The sequence below is a fragment of the Sphingobacteriales bacterium genome, from assembly GCA_016706405.1.
In the GTDB taxonomy this organism is placed as follows: domain Bacteria; phylum Bacteroidota; class Bacteroidia; order Chitinophagales; family UBA2359; genus BJ6.
This window is the reverse complement of sequence record JADJJT010000003.1, coordinates 749,837-768,447: the sequence shown is the minus strand read 5'-3', so window position 1 is coordinate 768,447 and position 18,611 is coordinate 749,837. Positions and strand designations below refer to the sequence as shown.

The 18,611-nt window shown below is 39.7% G+C and carries 11 protein-coding genes, 1 tRNA gene and 1 pseudogene; 9 read left to right on the top strand and 4 right to left on the bottom strand.

What is annotated here, in order from left to right:
• The first annotated feature begins 758 nt into the window (after positions 1–758).
• The 3 genes from IPI59_14945 to IPI59_14935 all read left to right on the top strand — a co-directional run bounded on the left by IPI59_14945 (position 759) and on the right by IPI59_14935 (position 5,611).
• Complete coding sequence (locus IPI59_14945) at positions 759–4,061, top strand: hypothetical protein (GenBank protein ID MBK7528799.1); 3,303 nt, start codon at positions 759–761, stop codon at positions 4,059–4,061.
• Positions 4,019–4,783, top strand: a complete 765-nt coding sequence (locus tag IPI59_14940; GenBank protein MBK7528798.1) for a hypothetical protein — start codon at positions 4,019–4,021, stop codon at positions 4,781–4,783. The genes IPI59_14945 and IPI59_14940 overlap by 43 nt, the downstream gene beginning before the upstream one ends.
• A 150-nt stretch (positions 4,784–4,933) precedes the next feature.
• Positions 4,934–5,611, top strand: coding sequence for a ribonuclease H family protein (locus tag IPI59_14935; GenBank protein MBK7528797.1), 678 nt, complete (start codon positions 4,934–4,936; stop codon positions 5,609–5,611).
• 26 nt (positions 5,612–5,637) lie between these two features.
• Here the strand turns inward: IPI59_14935 and IPI59_14930 are convergent.
• The 4 genes and pseudogenes from IPI59_14930 to IPI59_14915 form a co-directional block, all read right to left on the bottom strand.
• Positions 5,638–5,708, bottom strand: a tRNA-Thr gene (locus IPI59_14930).
• Between the two features lie 46 nt (positions 5,709–5,754).
• On the bottom strand, positions 5,755–6,651 hold the full coding sequence (locus IPI59_14925) for an HrgA protein (protein MBK7528796.1): 897 nt from the start codon (positions 6,649–6,651) through the stop codon (positions 5,755–5,757).
• Between the two features lie 137 nt (positions 6,652–6,788).
• Positions 6,789–7,859, bottom strand: a complete 1,071-nt coding sequence (locus IPI59_14920; protein MBK7528795.1) for a D-glycero-beta-D-manno-heptose-7-phosphate kinase — start codon at positions 7,857–7,859, stop codon at positions 6,789–6,791.
• 68 nt (positions 7,860–7,927) lie between these two features.
• Positions 7,928–9,120 (bottom strand): annotated as a pseudogene (locus IPI59_14915) (pyridoxal phosphate-dependent aminotransferase).
• Positions 9,121–9,545: 425 nt separating this feature from the next.
• On the opposite strand from IPI59_14915, the gene IPI59_14910 reads away from it, so the two are divergent.
• The 6 genes from IPI59_14910 (at position 9,546) to IPI59_14885 (ending at position 18,583) form a co-directional block, all read left to right on the top strand.
• Entirely contained in the window at positions 9,546–12,044 is a 2,499-nt protein-coding gene (locus IPI59_14910; GenBank protein ID MBK7528794.1) for a ribonucleoside-diphosphate reductase subunit alpha, read from the top strand.
• Between the two features lie 200 nt (positions 12,045–12,244).
• A complete protein-coding gene (locus IPI59_14905; GenBank protein ID MBK7528793.1) occupies positions 12,245–12,655 on the top strand; it encodes an STAS domain-containing protein in 411 nt (136 codons plus the stop codon).
• 79 nt (positions 12,656–12,734) lie between these two features.
• The gene (locus IPI59_14900) at positions 12,735–13,661 is read left to right on the top strand and encodes a ribonuclease Z (protein ID MBK7528792.1); all 927 of its coding nucleotides are present in this window, start codon (positions 12,735–12,737) and stop codon (positions 13,659–13,661) included.
• Positions 13,662–13,803: 142 nt separating this feature from the next.
• Positions 13,804–15,237 carry a T9SS type A sorting domain-containing protein gene (locus IPI59_14895; GenBank protein MBK7528791.1) on the top strand — a complete coding sequence of 478 codons (1,434 nt, stop codon included), beginning with the start codon at positions 13,804–13,806 and terminating at the stop codon, positions 15,235–15,237.
• A gap of 63 nt (positions 15,238–15,300) precedes the next feature.
• Complete coding sequence (locus tag IPI59_14890) at positions 15,301–15,786, top strand: GNAT family N-acetyltransferase (protein ID MBK7528790.1); 486 nt, start codon at positions 15,301–15,303, stop codon at positions 15,784–15,786.
• Between the two features lie 298 nt (positions 15,787–16,084).
• Positions 16,085–18,583, top strand: coding sequence for an exo-alpha-sialidase (locus tag IPI59_14885; protein ID MBK7528789.1), 2,499 nt, complete (start codon positions 16,085–16,087; stop codon positions 18,581–18,583).
• Positions 18,584–18,611: the final 28 nt, after the last annotated feature.

Genomic DNA, 18,611 nt, shown 5'->3' with positions numbered 1-18,611 from the left:
AACCAAATCAGACGTTACCATTAAAGCCCAGTCGTATGCGCCTGGCAGCATGACCGTTACAGACGTTTCGGCCTCGCACGACGGCGCCGAAGGCAGTGTTTATGTAGCATTAAATCAACAAATTACCGAAAATACTGCCTTAGAAAAATTAATTAGCTTTAAGCCGACAGTTAATTTTGAGGTAGATATGCTAACCAATGGTTTTGCCCTTCGCAGTGCCGATTTTGACATCACAAAAGTGTATGAAGTAACTATTGACGGCAAAATATCGGGGGTATTTGGCGGCGAAATGGGCAACGACGTAACCCAACAAATTGCTTTTGGTACAATTGAACCTACAATACGCTTTGCCGAGGCAAATGCCGTTTACCTTAGCAACCGAGGGGCTAAAAATATGGCTATCCAAATAATAAATGTACCCAAAGTTAAGGTGAGTATCAGCAAAATTTTTGAAAACAATTTATACGCCTTTTTCCGGACTGGCCAAGAGTATGGCTGGTACGATGAATACCACGAAGATGGCGATTATTACAATTATTTTGACTACGCTTATTATAATATTGACAATTACGGCTCTCCAGTTTACACCGCCGAAATTGCCACCAATAAACTTCAATCGGTTGGCAATGCCAATATGCGCTTGCTAAATATAGATTTTGCCGATAAACTACCCCAATTTGACGGCATTTATGTAGTTAAAATTGAAGATACCGAACACAAAATACGTACAATCGTCAAAAATATTTGCTTTCTCGGATTTGGGAATTATTGCAAAACACGAAAAAAACAGGTTACATGTATTTGTAAACTCTATACGCGATGCCACACCAATAAAAGGAGCACAAGTAAATTTTATTTCAAAAAGCAACCAGCGAATTTTTACTGCAACCACCAACGACCAGGGAGTAGCAATTTTTGACGACATGGCCAGCCGAACCCCCGGATTTACCGTAGGCATGTTAACCGTTGATTACCAAGACGACTATAATTTTTTAATGTTTGATAAAACAAACGTTGATTTGACCCGCTTTGAAATTGGCGGTAAAATGCCAAATGAAGCACAATACGAAGCGTTTATTTATGGCGGACGCGATATTTACCGCCCCGGAGAAACCATTAACTTAAATACTATTGTTCGGGATTTGGCGTGGAATACCCCTGTTAATATTCCGGTTAAATTTAAAGTATTACTACCCAATGGCCGCGAATATAAAACCATCCGGAAAACATTAAACGACCAAGGCGGAGCCGAAATAGCAGTCGAAATTCCGGCAAATATGGTTACCGGCACCTATAATGTTGAAGTATATACCGCTAATGATTTGCTGTTAGCAACAAAATCAATTAGTGTTGAAGAGTTTATGCCCGACCGTATAAAACTCGAAGTGAATGCAAGTGCCAAAGAATTTATGCCCGGAGAAATAATGATATTAGAAGGTACGGCTACGAACTTTTTTGGCCCGCCGGCTTCAAACCGGAATTATGAGGTTGAAATGATTTTAGAACGAATGCCTATGTTCCGCGATAAATTTCCGGATTACAATTTTAGTGTAAGCAGCAATCAATATTTAGAATCCGTAGTTAACGAAGGTAAAACTGACGAAAATGGGCGTATCTCTGAAGCGTTTGCCCTTAAAGAAACCTATGAAAATTTAGGCATCTTAGAGGGTAAATTTTATGTAACCGTTTTTGACGAAAATGGCCGCCCAGTAAGGCGTTTGGCTCCATTTAAAGCCATTACCCAATCTGTATTTTTTGGCATAAACACCCAAAACAGCTACGTAAACACGCGCAAACCGTTTAATATTCCGCTTATAGCCCTCGACAAAGATGGCAGTGATGCCAATGCCAAAGCCAATTTAAAAATTATACGTTATGAGTGGCGTACCGCCATACAACGCGCCGAAAATGGCACCCTTAGCTACGACTCGCAACGCGAAGAAATTGTTGAACTAAACAAAGTAGTTAATATTACCGGAAAACAAAACTACGAATTTATTCCACGGGTATCAGGCGATTATGAAATACGAATTAGCCCACAAAACGCCCCCGAAGCGTATGTAGCACAATCATTTTATGCTTACGGCTGGGGCGACACCCAAACAACTTCTTTTGAGGTAAACCGCGACGGCGCAATAGATATTAGCTTTGATAAAAAACAATACAATGTTGGCGAAAAAGCCAAAGTATTATTTAAAACACCCTTTGAAGGTAAAATGTTGGTAACACTCGAGCGCGACAAAATTATAAAACACATGTACGTTGAAACCGATAAAAAATCGCGCGAGCTAAGTTTTGATATTACAGCCGACCTTACCCCCAATATTTTTGTCTCGGCAACCCTTATACGCCCCTTGCGCGATATGAATGTGCCGCTAACCGTAGCACATGGCTACAATGTGGTAAAGGTAAATAATCCCAGCACAGAAATTCCGGTAAATATTACAGCAGCAAAAGCATCGCGCTCAGATACTAAACAACATATTAAAGTAAAAACCAAACCGGGCAGCGAAGTAACCCTTGCCGTAGTTGACGAAGGTATTTTACAACTTAAAAACTTTAAAACACCCGACGTACACGGCTACTTTTATCAACAACGCGCCCTTGAAGTAAAAAGTTACGACTTATACCCGTTTTTATTTCCCGAAATTCAAGGCGGCAGTTTGCTGACTGGCGGAGACGGCGGGTTTAATTTGGGCAAACGTTTGAACCCCTTTAGCAATAAACGTATAAAATTAGTGTCGTTTTGGAGTGGTCAAAAAAAGGCTGATGCTAATGGTGTAGTCGAATACGATATTGATATTCCGCATTTCTCGGGCGATTTGCGTGTTATGGCCGTTGCCTACAACAAAAATGCCTTTGGAAGTGCCGAACATAATATGATTGTTGCCGACCCCATTGTAGTTAGCACCGGGTTACCTCGCTTTTTAAGCCCCGGCGATACGACTTTAATGCCTGTAACCTTAGCAAATACCACCGATAAAAATGCCGAAGCCCAATTGCGTGTAGAAGCCGAAGGCCCCGTAACTGTAGTTGGCAATGGCAAAACCAATTTAATGCTCAATGCCAACAGCGAAGGAAAAGCCGAGTTTAAAGTAGTAGCTAATAATAGTGTTGGCGTTGCTAAAGTGCGCGTAATAGCCGAAGCTATGGGCGAAAAATTTAAAGAGGAGATTGAACTTCCTATCCGGCCAGCCGCTACCTTGCAAAAACAATTTACATCGGGCGTAATTGCCGGAGGAAATACACAAAAAATAACATTGCCTCATAATTTTATTCCGGAAAGCATAGATGGCAGTTTAGTTATTAGCCGAAGCCCATTAACTGAATTTGGAGACGATTTGCAATATTTAATTGGCTATCCGCACGGCTGTTTAGAACAAACTATTTCGAAAGCATTTCCGCAAATTTATGCGCAAGACCTCATTAAAAATTTACGCCCTAAAAATGTTTTAACTTCTGACTTAGCCAACGAAAACAACCCCAATTACAATGTACAAACAGCTATCCGGAAAGTTGAAAGTATGCAGTTGCCCAATGGCGGCATATCGTATTGGCCGGGTGCACAAGATGAAAACTGGTGGGCTACAGTTTTTGCCGGACACTTTTTAACAGAAGCAAAGGCAGCAGGTTTTGAAACAAACCCAACTGTTCAAGAAAAATTGGTGGGGTATTTAAAACAAAAACTATCGAAAAAAACCACTTTCACCTATTATTACTGGAGCACAGGCAATACCCGCAAATCGGACACAAAAGCCAATCGCGAAGCCATATATTCCTTATATGTTTTAGCCCTAATGAACAAGGCCGATATGCCTACCATGAACTACTACAAAGCCAATACTAAATTGCTAACCCCCGACAGTAAATACCTACTGGCTGCCGCCTTTAACCTTGCCGGAGACCGCGAAAAAGCAAAAGCAGTAATGCCCGAAACTTACCCCAACGAAAAATCAGACAGGGAAGATTTTGAAAGTTTTGCCAGCCCCTTGCGCGACAAAGCCATTGCCCTCTGCACATGGCGCAAACCGACCCCAACCACCCGCAAATTGGTGTGTTGAGCAAACAGTTAATTACCGACTATAAAAAAGCCCAATACAAAAACACCCAAGAGCGCGTGTTTACTATATTGGCATTTGGCAAAATTGCACGCTTAGCAAACAACAGCAACGCAACTGCAACTGTTACCGTAAATGGCAAAAATGTTGGCAGTACAAGCGACAGCCCTTTAAAACTATCGTATAATACTTTGCAAACAAATACCGTTTCAATCGAGGTCTCCGGAACCGGCAATATGTACTATTTTTATGGCTTGGAAGGTTTAAGCAAGGACGGCACTTACAAAGAAACCGACCAAAATTTGATGGTTCGTAAAACCTTTTTAGACCGAACAGGTAAACCCATTTTAGGCCGTACCTTTAACCAAAATGATCTGTTTGTGGTTAAATTGACGCTTCAAACGAAAGGAGTTGAGCAAATTGAAAATATTGTGCTAACAGATATTTTACCCGGAGGTTTTGAAATTGAAAACTCACGTATCAGCGATTTGCCCGATATGGAATTTACCCAAGATGGTGCATTGCCTACCCATAAAGACATTAGAGACGACCGGATTAATTTGTACGTTAATGCCGAACGCAAAGCCCAGGATTATTTTTATTTGGTTCGGGCTGTTTCGCCAGGTACTTACCGCATGGGGCCTGTTAGTGCCGATGCCATGTATAATAACGAATATTACTCGGCTCACGGCGGAGGAACGATAACTATAAATAAAGCAATGTAGTGGCGTAATTTATCCGGATGAATAAATTAAAATCCGGATAGAGAGGTCGCAAAACAAAAGGCAAAGAATTTATTAGTTCTTTGCCTTTTGTTTATTTATATCCTACCTTTGCAAAAACAATAACGGCAAAATATTACTATCACTACTAAAATGGCAAAACCTAAATATAAATGTTACGTGGTTTGGGAAGGCCAAAAACCCGGCATTTATAACTCGTGGGATGATTGCCAAAAAGCAATATTTGGGTATCCGGGAGCTAAATTTAAGGGCTTTTACTCGTGGCAAGAGGGAGAAATTGCCTTTGCCCAAGGCCCAGAAACATATTATGGTAAAGAAAAGACAACCGGAAAAGGAACAGAATTATCAATTTTTGAAACGGAAGAACCCAAATCAGCAGTTGTTGGCACCAAATTACCCATTTTAGACAGTATTACGGTAGATGCTGCTTGTAGTGGCTACCCCGGACCTGTTGAGTACAAGGGTGTACATACCCGCACAAAACAAGTAATTTTTCATCAAGGGCCTTTTGCTTATGGCAATGTAAATTTAGGCGAATTTTTGGCCATTGTACACGCCTTGGCCTATTGTGAAAAAAATGGTTTTACCTACCCTATTTACTCTGACTCACTTACAGCGCGGTCGTGGGTGAAAAAAGGCATTATTAAAAGCCAACACCCCCGCGTGCCACAAAACAAACCCCTTTGGGATATGGTTGACAGGGCTTTGCTATGGTTGCAAAAATATACAGCCAAACATTTTGAAGGCCGCGTTTTAAAATGGGAAACCACCCTTTGGGGCGAAAACCCCGCCGATTTTGGACGAAAATAAGGGCTAAAAAAAACCTGATGTTAATGAGCCTCCCAAGGATTTGAACCCTCGACCTGCTGATTACGAATCAGCTGCTCTACCGCTGAGCTAAGGAGGCAATTTTTGTTAAAAGAACAACATAAAATTGAACAAATGCCGGCATATTATTTTATTAATCCTTTTGCCCTTAAATAATCTTCAAATTCTATTTCATTTAACACTTTGTCGTATCTGCTATTAACCTTCTTGATTTTCTTATCATCAATTATGTTTTGCAGAAAATTGTTAAAATCTTTGTTTTCACTTGCCAATCTATCCATGGCATCAATATCAAGTTCTTTTTTACTTGTTGCCATTACAATTATTTGACTGCTTTCAATATTTTCGGGTTCAAGTTTTATTAAACCAATTCCAAAAAAGTTTGCTAATCTTCTTACCTCTTCAATAACATCGTTATCTAATTCAAGTGTAACCAAATAACCTTCATTCGCCCAACTTGAATTTGAAACTGCTTGGAAATAAGCCTCACGCAAGTTACTAAAATCTAATTTTATTTTCATCTCAAAAGAAAACAACTTCGTTGCTGTTATGGCAAAATCATTTTGAAATTCTATTACAACTTTTTCATATTCTCTTATTTTGTCATTAAAAGAAAAATAGACCCCAACTAAATCCGGATGAATCCATTTATTATATCCCTTTTTATTCTTGTTTGAATTTTCATGATAAATTGTTTTCAGTTTTGCACCTCGAAAATGATAAAATGTGTCTGCAAATTTTACTAAAACTGGGTGCAAGTCTCTTTCATTGTATTTTTCAGTTTTAATTGCAATAGGTTCATCAATTTTATTGGGTGTTTCTTCCGGTTCATTCATTTCTATATTTGCAGGACCTAATTTTTTGAGCCAAAAGCGAATGGGGCGTTTTCCGACCGCCTCGAAAACAGTATTTTTATTATCTCTTATATCAACATATAGCCTTGCGGCAACAGATGCCCAAGGTGTTTTACCTTTTGTTTTCAATTGCTTGTCAAATCCAAATTCAACGGCCTTTTCCCAAATCTCATTTTGAGTTAAGGGCCTATTGCTGCTTTAATTGTTTGCGTTGCTAATTCTAAGAAATTCATAGGTTTTTTTATGTTTTTAGTTGTTAGTTTTCAATTCCGGATGTATTAAGCTGCAAGTCCTGTTTTGTTTAATTAATATGGTGGCGATATGGTAATTTCATCCTCTTCGCCAAAATCGAAATCGGGTTCTGGTTCGGCGGATAGGGCGTTTTCGGTGGTATCGGCATCTAAAAATTTTGCGGCTTCGTGGTACAAAGCTTCGGCATTAAGTGGGGCAACGCCTACGGCCTCGCATACCAAGCCGGCGGCAATATTTGCCAATTCGGCGGTAGCAAAGGGGTCTAATCCTAAAGCCAATCCGGCGGCCATTACACTGATAACGGTATCGCCCGCTCCCGAAACATCGACAATATTTCGTTGGTAAGATGGTATAATTTCGCTGTTATTGGGTGTTGCCACAAATATACCTTTTTCGGACATGGTTAGTATGGTGTACCGGTTATTTATCATAGCCCTAAGCATGGCATCGGCTTCGCGAAGTGAGTTTATATCATCCGGATTAATTTTTATGCCCAACCCTTCGGCGGCTTCGCGCAAATTTGGTTTAAATAAGGTGCATCCGGTGTAGCTAAAAAAATTATCTTTCTTGGGGTCAATTGCTGTTGCAATATTATTTTTGCGGGCGTGGTGCATGGTGTTGGCTATAATTCGTTGGGACAATACGCCTTTATTATAGTCCTGAAAAACAATAACATTTGGTTCGTATTGAGAAATACACTCAATAATATAATCGAGCAGTGCCAATTCGGTATTTTCGTTCAAAGGCGTGCTGTGTTCTTTGTCGAATCGCAACATTTGATGGTTGCGGCACAGCACACGCGATTTCACGGTGGTAATCCGGTCTTGGTCAAGTACAATGCTTTCGCCAGAGATGCCATGGTGTTGTACCAATTCTTTTAAAATATGGCCATCGTCGTCATCTCCGGTAACCGAAGCCAAATAAACCGTAGCACCCAATGCTTTTAAATTAGCAGCTACGTTTGCAGCACCGCCTAAGCGATTTTCGGTTTTAACAATATCAACTATAGGCACGGGGGCTTCGGGCGAAATGCGGTTTACCTGCCCAAATATATAATGGTCAAGCATTACGTCGCCAACAACCAATGCTTTAACTGATTTAAATTGCTCAAATATGTTTCTCATAGTTTAATTAATGATAAATTACACAGATATAACCGCGCATAAATAAAGAATAAAGTAATAGCACAAAATTACGTTAATTTTTGGAGCGCATTTTTAAAACGTGTCATCCCTTCGATAATTTCGGCTTCGGAAGCAGCATACGATATCCGGATACACTGGTCGTTGCCAAATGCTTTGCCGTTCACTAAGGCTAAATGTCCTTCGTACAATAAATAGGTTTCTAAATCTTCAATATTATTAATTTTATATTGGCCGTGGGCTTTGCCAAAATATTGACTCACATCGGGGAAAACATAAAAAGCACCTTCGGGGGGTAGGTGGTAATATTTGGTATTTGGTTGAGCAAGTTAAGAATTAAATTGCGGCGTTTGGCAAACTCGTTGCGCATATCAATGGTTGGCTGCATAAAATCGGCCAAAGCCACTATAGCCGCCCTTTGCGAGATGGAACAGGCGCCCGATGTAAACTGCCCTTGTATTTTTTCGCAGGCTTGGGCAATTTCTTTAGTTGCGCCCATGTAGCCTAAGCGCCAGCCCGTCATGGCATAGGCTTTTGATAAGCCATTAACGGTTACCACCCTGTCTTTTATAAAATCGAAACTTGCAATACTTACATGGGGGGTATTGTAGGTTATGTGTTCGTAAATTTCATCCGAAACTACAACCATATTGGGAACTTGGGCAATTATTTTGGCTAATTCGTTTAATTCATCCTGCGTATAAACTGCCCCCGTTGGGTTATTTGGCGAGGCAAAAATGAGCATTTTTGTACGCGGTGTAATGGCATTTTGTAGCTGCTGCGGTGTTAATTTAAAGCCATGTTGCGGTAAGGTTTCAATTTCGACACAAACGCCTTCTGCCAACTGTACTTGGGCGGCATAACTAACCCAATAAGGTTTGGGTAAAATTACCTCGTCGCCGGGGTTAATAATGCTAAGTATGGCGTTTGCTATGGACTGTTTAGCGCCCGTTGAAACAACAATTTCGTTGGGCTTGTAAGTCAAATTATTATCGCGGTAAAATTTATGGCAAATTGCCTCGCGCAAATCTAAATATCCGGCAACTGGCGGATAGCGCGTAAAACCCTCGTCAATGCCACGTTTAGCAGCTTGGGCAATATGGGCGGGGGTATTAAAATCGGGCTCGCCAAGGTTTAATTTAATTAATTTTAGCCCTTGAGCTTCTAACTGCCGCGCCATTGCAGCCATTTGCAAGGTAGCCGACTCTTCGAGTTCAAGAACGCGCTGGGAAAGTAATGGCATAAATTTTGGTCTTAAAAAAAAGAAGAAAATGATTTAATAACAACTACAACTAAACTCAACGCTGCCGACTATGTTTTTTTAAACACGTGGCCTCGTTTTGTTCTGTTTATGATTGTGTTATTAGTTGCGCAAACTTACGCCATTTTTTCCGTCTTACAAAATTAATAATATTTGTGTTATGACAAGGCAGCTATTTACTTTTTGAAGGCTTTAGAAAATTATACATTATCTAAAAAAAGAATTGTCATAAAAAAGTAAGGCCACCGAAAAGCATATCCGGAAAGGCTTGGCAAAGTTATCCACATCTTGTGAGAAAAAACTTTCATCTAAACCTAATCGTCTGATTTATCTTCGTTGCCCAAATTAAAAAAATTATTTACTCAAAGTTCAAATCACATTTTAACAAAAATACTATTCATTTATTTATGTTTGTTATTAAACGCGATGGCCGCCGTCAACCGGTAAAATTTGATAAGATTACACAACGTATTGAACAACTTTGCTTTAGTTTAAATCCTATGATTGAACCGGCAAAAGTGGCTCAAAAAGTAGTTCAGGGCTTGTATGATGGCGTTACCACTACCCAGTTAGACAACCTTGCCGCCGAAACCGCCGCCACTATGGCTACTACGCATCCGGATTATGCCGTTTTAGCTGCCCGGATTGCTGTTTCAAACTTACACAAAAATACAAAAAAATCGTTTGCCGATACCATTAACGATTTATACCATTATATTGACCCCAAAACAGGACAAATAGCTAATTTAATTTCGTTTGAAATATATGATTTGGTAAAAAACAACGCCGACGTTTTAGACGAAGCAATTATACATGGCCGCGATTTTTATTTTGATTTTTTTGGCTTTAAAACCTTAGAGCGCTCGTATTTGCTTAAAATGAACGGCTCGGTTGCCGAGCGCCCGCAACATTTATTTATGCGTGTTGCACTTGGTATTCACGGAAATGATTTAGATGCAGCGATTGAAACCTACAATTATATGTCGGGGAAATGGTTTATACATGCCACCCCTACTTTATTTAATGCCGGAACCCCTAAGCCGCAACTTTCGAGTTGTTTTTTACTGACCATGCAAGACGACAGTATTGAGGGCATATACAACACGTTGAAACAATGCGCCGAAATTTCTCAATCGGCCGGAGGTATTGGGCTGAGCATCCATAATATTAGGGCAAAAGGCAGTTATATTAAGGGCACAAACGGCGAATCGAACGGTTTAGTGCCTATGTTGCAGGTTTTTAACGCTACTGCCCGATATGTTGACCAAGGGGGCGGCAAACGCAAAGGGGCATTTGCCATTTATATTGAACCCTGGCACGATGATATTTTTGAAGTGCTTGACCTTAAAAAAAATCATGGTAAAGAAGAAATGCGAGCACGCGATTTATTTTACGCGCTATGGATTCCGGATTTATTTATGAAGCGTGTAGAGGCAAATGCCGAATGGTCGTTATTTTGCCCCAACGAAGCTCCCGGATTATATGATACCTGGGGCGAAGAATTTGAACACTTATACACCGAATACGAACAAAAAGGCATGGCACGCCGTACCGTTAAGGCGCAAGAGCTTTGGTTTGCCATACTAACCAGCCAAATTGAAACAGGTACGCCTTATATGCTGTATAAAGATGCCTGCAATGCAAAATCGAACCAACAAAACCTCGGAACTATCCGGTCGAGCAATTTGTGTACCGAAATTTTAGAATACACCTCAAAAGATGAGGTAGCCGTTTGTAATTTGGCCTCTATCAATTTGTCAAAATTTGTAATAAATAACAAGTTTGACCACGATAAACTGTACGAAATTACCCAGGTTGTAACACGCAACCTCAACAAAGTTATTGACGTAAACTTTTATCCGGTTCCGGAAGCCAAAAATTCAAACCTAAAACACAGGCCTATAGGTATTGGCGTTCAAGGCTTGGCAGACGCATTTTTTTTAATGCGCTACCCTTTTGACAGCCCCGAAGCAAAACAACTTAACCTCGAAATATTTGAGACGATTTATTTTGCCGCCCTTCAAACCTCAAAAGAATTAGCTAAAACAGAGGGACATTACGAATCGTTCCCCGGATCTCCGGCCAGTAAAGGCATTTTGCAATACGATATGTGGGGCGTAACTCCTACAAACCGCTGGGATTGGGCAACCCTAAAATCTGAAATTAAACAGTATGGTTTGCGCAATAGTTTGTTATTGGCGCCTATGCCAACGGCCAGTACCTCGCAAATTTTGGGCAATAACGAGTGCTTTGAACCCTACACCTCCAATATTTACTCGCGGCGCGTTTTATCGGGCGAGTTTGTGGTAGTAAATAAGTACATGTTAAAAGATTTTATTGCCCTTGGAATTTGGAACGAAGACCTTAAAAATATTATCATCCAAAACAACGGCTCCATACAAAATATTGAAGGCATACCGCAATATTTAAAAGATATTTATAAAACATCATGGGAAATAAAACAGCGCGATGTTATAGATATGGCCATTGACCGCGGGGCTTATATTTGTCAAAGTCAAAGTTTAAATATTTTTTTAGAAGAAGTTAATTTTAGCAAACTGTCGAGCATGCACTTTTATGGTTGGCGCAAAGGGCTAAAAACGGGCATGTATTACTTGCGCACCCGCCCTGCCGTTGACCCCATTAAATTTAGTATTGACAAATCGAAGTTACACAATCAATTAATTGATTCGGCTTCAAAAATTATATCGCAGCAAGATACTATGCACAATGACCCTTCGCCCATAAAACAACCTATTCCAAAAAATAACGATGACTTAGCCTTTGATGACATGAACGAGGTTATTAACTGGAATGAACAGCAAACTTTGAAGATGGAAAACCAGCAAATAACGTTAAAAGCGTGCAATATAAACGACCCGAATTGCGATTCTTGCGGAGCATAGTTAAGGCTACCGCACCTAACTAAAAGGTCTTGTATTGATTTATTGTAGCACACCTATATATACCGGCATTTATTTGAGAAAAGATTTTTTCTACTTATTTGCCGGTATTGTTTATTTTTGCACTGCCATTCTATTTTATTATGGATTGTGCCAAATACATCCGGATAAAATAAAATATTAACCACACAAAAGACGTTTTTATGAAGTTTGCTCTTAACAAACAAGATAGTTTTGCGATTTTGTCTATCCAAGAAGAAAAATTAATTACCCTTAATGCCCCCGACTTAAAAACAGAGTTAGTTATTTTACATAACGAGGGTTTTCATAATATAATTATAGATTTAACAAACACTAAATTTATTGACTCATCGGGTATAAGTGCTTTGTTAGTGGGCAATCGTCTGTGTAGCAACGCCGACGGCTGTTTTGTTTTAACCAATTACAGCGATCCTGTTTTAAACTTGCTCAAAATATCGAAATTAGATACGGTGCTTAATTTAATACCTACTATGCCCGAAGCACGCGATTTTATTATGATGGAAGAATTACAACGGGAATTGGAAAATAGTGAAGACTTTGAAGCTGAAAGAATTACAGATGAAGACGACTAACAAAATATTGATGGTATTTTATTTGAATTAATACCCTTAATTGGTCAGTTAGTTAGTTAGTTAGTTAGTACGCTGAATAATGTATTGTAACGCTTTTACCATCAGCATTTTAGGCAGCAATGCGGCAAAACCATCGGCAAAACGCAATCCCAGCGGCCAGTTATTACAATATGCTAATTTTTACGCCCTAATTGATTGCGGCGAAGGCACCCAACAACAATTATTAAAATATGGTTTAAAAACCAGCCGGATTACCCACATTTTTATATCGCATTTACACGGCGACCATTTTTTAGGCCTTATGCCTTTGCTTGATAGCTATGCGCTAAGCAATCGTACATCTGACTTGCACATTTTTAGTCCATCGGCAAATTTAAAGGTGTATTTTGAAATGCACACCCAAATTAGCCAGGCACATTACCCCTACCATATTGAGTTTCATGTGGTAAACCCCAACGAAACAGCTATTATTTTTAAAAATGATTTATTAACAGTAAGAACTATACCGCTTAAACATACAGCACCCTGTTGTGGCTACCTATTTACCGAAAAACAACTTGAGCGGAAATTTTTGATTGAGTTTCAGGAAGAATACGCTATCCATTTTTCAAAAATTCCGGATATAAAAAAGGGAGCTGACTATGTATGTCCAAACGGGCAAATTGTGCCAAACGAGCAAATTACCCTTCCGCCCCCGCCCAGCCGAAGCTACGCTTATTGCAGCGATACCAGTTTTTACCCCTCAATAGCCTCCGCAATTAAAGGTGTAAACTTATTATACCACGAAACCACCTATTTAGACGAACTGCAAACCAGGGCCGAACAACGCGGCCACTCAACCACTACAGATGCTGCCAAAATTGCAAAACAAGCCCAGGCAAAACAACTCTTAATAGGGCATTTCTCAACAGCTTACAACGACCTTGCACCATTTCTTGCCGAGGCAACAAACATTTTTAGCAATACCGCTTTAGCAATCGATGGGCAAACTTTTACCATCGAATGACGGCCACATAATTGACTGCTAAACATAATTACTACCGGACAAGAAAATTAATCTTTTTATTTGTATCATAAGAACTTCACTTTTTTACCAATATTTACCAAATTATTGATGAAACAAGTTAATGTGTACTTTAAATAAATATATGAAAAAAATATTATTTATTATCCTCTTACTACAATTAAGTCAAAATGGGTTCACTCAGAAATGGATAGATACCACCTATCAAATTTCGACTGTTAATGAAATTGTGTACGGAAATCCAATTGATTTTAAGGGAGCACCTTATATAGCGGCTTTAGATTTATCTTTTCCGAGCAATGATATACCGCCAGATTGTGGTCGCCCACTTATGATAATTGTTCATGGCGGAGCCTGGTATGGTGGAGATAAATCAGACCTAATGCTCGCCTTTCTCAGAACAGATTTTGCCAAAAGAGGCTATGTAACAGCTTCGGTTAATTATCGCCTTGGATTGTTCAATACCGACCAAAATATAAATTGTGGTTTAGATGGATGGAAATGTTTAAATATGACCGATACCAGCGAATGGTATAGGGCTAATTACCGAGGGATACAAGATGTAAGAGGCGCTGTGAGGTACTTGGTCAATAATAAGGATTTGTACCAAATAAACCCCAACAACATTTTTTTGGTGGGCGAAAGTGCCGGAGCTTTTGTAGTTTTGGGTGCTGCCTTTATTGATGATGAAACAGAGGTTTTAGCAGAGCTCGTCGGTGAATACGAGGATGCACTCGCTCCAAATAAAATTTATGAAAACGACTGCATAAAAAAATGGGGTATAGGTAGTAGCATTGCCGAAATGAATTTAAGCCGACCCAGCTTAGGAACAGCCGATGGCGATCTTAATTATCCGGCAATTGATAGTTTTAGAATAAGAGGTGTAGGAAGTTTTTATGGCGCAGTATTCAACAATATTTTTGAATCGCACACCAAAAATAGTCCGGCACTATATCTATTTCATCAACCATGCGATTTAATAGTTCCATTTGATTATAATAAATTGTTGGCTGGCTATAATGACTGCGCAAAGGAATTTCCAAATTACTGCCAAAATATAGTTAACAGACCCTTTGCACATGGTTCGTATTCAATTAAAACTTTGATTGACAGCTTGCAAGCCAATAATATACCTACCTGCAACTACTTTTTTGATAATAGCGAAAAAACCTATTCCTGTTTGGAACAGGTCTTTAACCCTTCAATTAGTTGCCATGCAGTTGATAACTACTGGTTGCGAACAACAAATATGGCTACATTTTTTGCCGATAAAATAGCAGAATGCCCAATAACAAGCTCGCCCAACTTAGCCTCAGATAATGAATTGGTAACGCTTTACCCAAATCCGGTTAAAGATAAATTGATATTAAAAACAGCGACACCAAAAACAAAACTAAAAATTAGTATTATTGATGTTTTTGGAAAAGAAATTTACAACAATATTATTCCGAACGCCAATACTCACACAATCGATTTATCGAGGGTAAGTCAAGGTATTTATCAAATTTTAATTGAGTTTGACAACAAGATCTCCTCTCATAAAATAGTGAAAATATAGCTGTTGTACAAGGCAGAAATAAACGGTTATAAACCCAAAAATCACTATAATCCTAAAAATACTATGCTAAAAAGATATAAACCAAGCGACGAAATAGAAATTGTTAATTTTTCAGACGAGTTTAAAGATGCCATCAAGACCTTAAATTACGAATGGCTGCAAAAATATTTTCGCGTTGAGAAAGGGGATGAAGTTTCACTTTCAAACCCAAAAGAAACTATTATAAACAAGGGTGGTTTTATTTTTTATGCCAAAAAAGACAGCGAAATAATAGGAACAGCTTCCTTGCTAAAAAAAAGCGAATTAGTTTACGAATTAGGAAAAATGGCGGTTTCAGAGAATTACCAAGGCATGGGCATTGGTACAGTTCTGCTTGAACATTGTTTGAATTTTGCCAAACAAAACCAAATTGAAAAACTCATTTTATATTCAAATACAGCCTTAAAATCGGCAATACACCTTTATAAAAAATACGGTTTTGTAGAAATTGAACTCGAACTAGGGCTTTACGAAAGGGCAAATATTAAAATGGAAAAATTAATTTTTTGAAGATTAAACCAACAATGGAAGTTAGGAAAACCCAGTGTTTGATCCTTTTTTCCGGACAAAATGCTATCCGGAAAGAAGCAAACCATTTCAACCCAAATCATCTGGCAAATATAGCCTCTGTTTTTTTCCGGATTTTTATTGTTTGCAGTCAGGTTGTTTCCCCCGGTAAACAAATTTGCTTCATTCAAAAGAATTATGCTATTTTTGAACCATGAAAAGGTTGTTTTTGAAAGACTTTGACTTTCTGCAACTATAAAATAAATTACAACCCACGCCCAAACTAAACCATAAAAAACGTATGAAATTACCTAAATTTTATTTACTTATCCTGTTGTTTTTTTTTAACCAAATTATATTTGCCCAATCAGGAAAGGCCCTACAACTCGACGGAAACGGTGATTTTATGTCTGTTGCCGACCACAACGATTTAGACCTTGAAGCAGGCGAAAATTTTAGTATATCTTGCTGGGCGAAATCAACCAACAACAGCAATTTTTATAGAATTGCCTGCAAACGCGGCGGTACCGCAGCCAATTTTCCCGGATATGAAATGATAACCAAAACATCATCGGGCGAGTTTGGTATCAACTTGCGCAGCGTAACTGGTGCAAACGCTGGCCCCCCTTTTGGCATACAAAGCATAACCGACGGCAAATGGCACCATTTGGCCTTGGTAGCTAATTCGGCAACCAATCAGTCGCTTGTTTATGTTGATGGAGTTCTTGAAAAATCGAATACCACGTCTGTTATTGGCACTGAAAGTTTCGAGAATGAATTTGACCTTTTAATTGGGGCATCTTCGGGTAAAGATATTTTTTGGGGAGGCAATATAGACGATTTTCGCATTTGGTCTAAGGCATTAACAGATGTAGAGGTTTTAGCTGACATGAAAACTACCGTTTTAGGTACGGAAGAAAATTTAATTGCAGCCTGGGATTTTGAAACAGCAAACGGCCAAACCGTACCAAGCCTTACGGGTGAGCATCCCGGAACCTTAGAAGATAACGCCGTTTGTATAGACCCAAATTCAGCCAATATGACGCTTGCCGAAGTAGAACAATACCACCCCGAACTACCAACAGGCATAGGCGAACTAAATGAGCGTTTAGTGTCTATAAATTTTAAAACCTTGGGCGAAAACAACCCCTTGACAATAAGCGATATAAAATTTTCCATAGATCCACAAGCCGATACCGTGGCTATGCAAAACCTAAAACTTTATTTTAACGGAACCTCCCCCCGGCTCGATTTGGCTACCGCCGAACTACTTGGCGAAGCTCAAATAAAAGACTTACAAGTAGAATTTAATTTTTCTAAACCGCTAACCGAAGGTAATAATGTTTTTTGGCTTTGCGCCGATATTACCACTAATGCTAACGAGGGCGCATTAATTGGTGCTCAGCTTAGTGCTTACAAGCAAGATGGAGCAGAAATAATGCCCACAATCGAGCCGGCTGTTCCGCTTCGTTCTGTTTTATTAGTACACAAGCTCTTGTTTTCGGGGGGCGATTTTGGCTCGGCAGCCTACCGCATACCCGCTTTGGCAAGTATTGGCAAACGGGTTATTTTAGCCGCAGATGCCCGTATTAATAACAACGGCGACCTGCCAAACAATATTGATATTGTTAGCCGATTTAGCGATGACGGTGGAATTACCTGGTCTGAACCTGTTGTAGTGGCAGATTTAGGCGAATTTGGGGCAAGCGACCCCGCTTTGGTTTACGACAAAAAATCGGGCGATTTGCTCTGCCTTTTCGCTTCGCATAAGGGCTTGTTTGGCTCTACCCCAACCGATAAAATTCGTTTTCAGGTTGCGCGAAGCGCAGACATGGGTGAAACATGGAGCGAACCTAAAGAGTTTTCAGACCAAATTTATTTGCCCGGATGGTACGCCGCCTGGGTAGCCTCGGGCAGTGCCCACCAAATGCCCGATGGCAAAATAGTGGCTGCCATTGGCGCACGTAAAAACTCGGGCAATACTATTAGCAATTTTATGATATATAGCGACGATGGCGGGTATTCGTGGCAAACCTCGCCTGGGCAGGCATCGGCTGTTGGAGACGAAGCCAAAATTGTTACCCTCGACGACAGTCGTTTATATATGGCCATCCGTTCTAAAGGCGAACGCAAAATAACCTACTCGAGCGATAAAGGCACATCTTGGACAACGCCCGTAGCTGAACCCGAACTTGTAGAGCCTGGCGTAAATGGCGACTTAATTCGTTATACAACGGTAAAAGATGGCTACAATAAAAGCAGACTGCTGTTTTCTATTGCCTCGCACCCTACACAAAGGCGCAACTTAACCGTTTTTGTTAGCTACGACGAAAGCGAAACATGGGGTACTAAACGGGTAATTTATCCTGGCTCATCGGGCTACTCTGCCCTTACAAGTTTTGAGGACGGCACAATTGGACTATTCTACGAAAATGGGGAATACGAAAACTACCAGTTAAATTTTGCAAGGTTTAGCCTCGATTGGCTTACCAACGGTACAGACACTTGGTTGCCACCGCTTGGGATAAAAGGAACAGAGTTAAACGAAACAATGTTTTCTATATCGCCCAATCCTGCTTGTTCATCAGTAAAAATCCGGATTGATAGTCCAAAAAACGAGTTAATGAGTATTGAAGCCTTTGATATGGTAGGCAAATCGGTTCAAATGATTTTACCACCTTCGAATCGTTCCGGACAACAAGAAGTGGTTTGGCAAACAAACGATCTTAATCGGGGTGTTTACTTTTTACGGTTTCGTTGTGGGGAACATGCAGTGGTAAAAAAAGTGATAGTTCTATAAAAAATCCGGATAAAAATATTTACCCTTT

Coding starts and splice junctions, on each gene's coding strand:
- IPI59_14940 (MBK7528798.1), top strand. CDS start 4,019: ATGGCGCAAACCGACCCCAACCACCCGCAAATTGGTGTGTTGAGCAAA.
- IPI59_14935 (MBK7528797.1), top strand. CDS start 4,934: ATGGCAAAACCTAAATATAAATGTTACGTGGTTTGGGAAGGCCAAAAA.
- IPI59_14920 (MBK7528795.1), bottom strand. CDS start 7,859: ATGAGAAACATATTTGAGCAATTTAAATCAGTTAAAGCATTGGTTGTT.
- IPI59_14910 (MBK7528794.1), top strand. CDS start 9,546: ATGTTTGTTATTAAACGCGATGGCCGCCGTCAACCGGTAAAATTTGAT.
- IPI59_14905 (MBK7528793.1), top strand. CDS start 12,245: ATGAAGTTTGCTCTTAACAAACAAGATAGTTTTGCGATTTTGTCTATC.
- IPI59_14900 (MBK7528792.1), top strand. CDS start 12,735: ATGTATTGTAACGCTTTTACCATCAGCATTTTAGGCAGCAATGCGGCA.
- IPI59_14895 (MBK7528791.1), top strand. CDS start 13,804: ATGAAAAAAATATTATTTATTATCCTCTTACTACAATTAAGTCAAAAT.
- IPI59_14890 (MBK7528790.1), top strand. CDS start 15,301: ATGCTAAAAAGATATAAACCAAGCGACGAAATAGAAATTGTTAATTTT.
- IPI59_14885 (MBK7528789.1), top strand. CDS start 16,085: ATGAAATTACCTAAATTTTATTTACTTATCCTGTTGTTTTTTTTTAAC.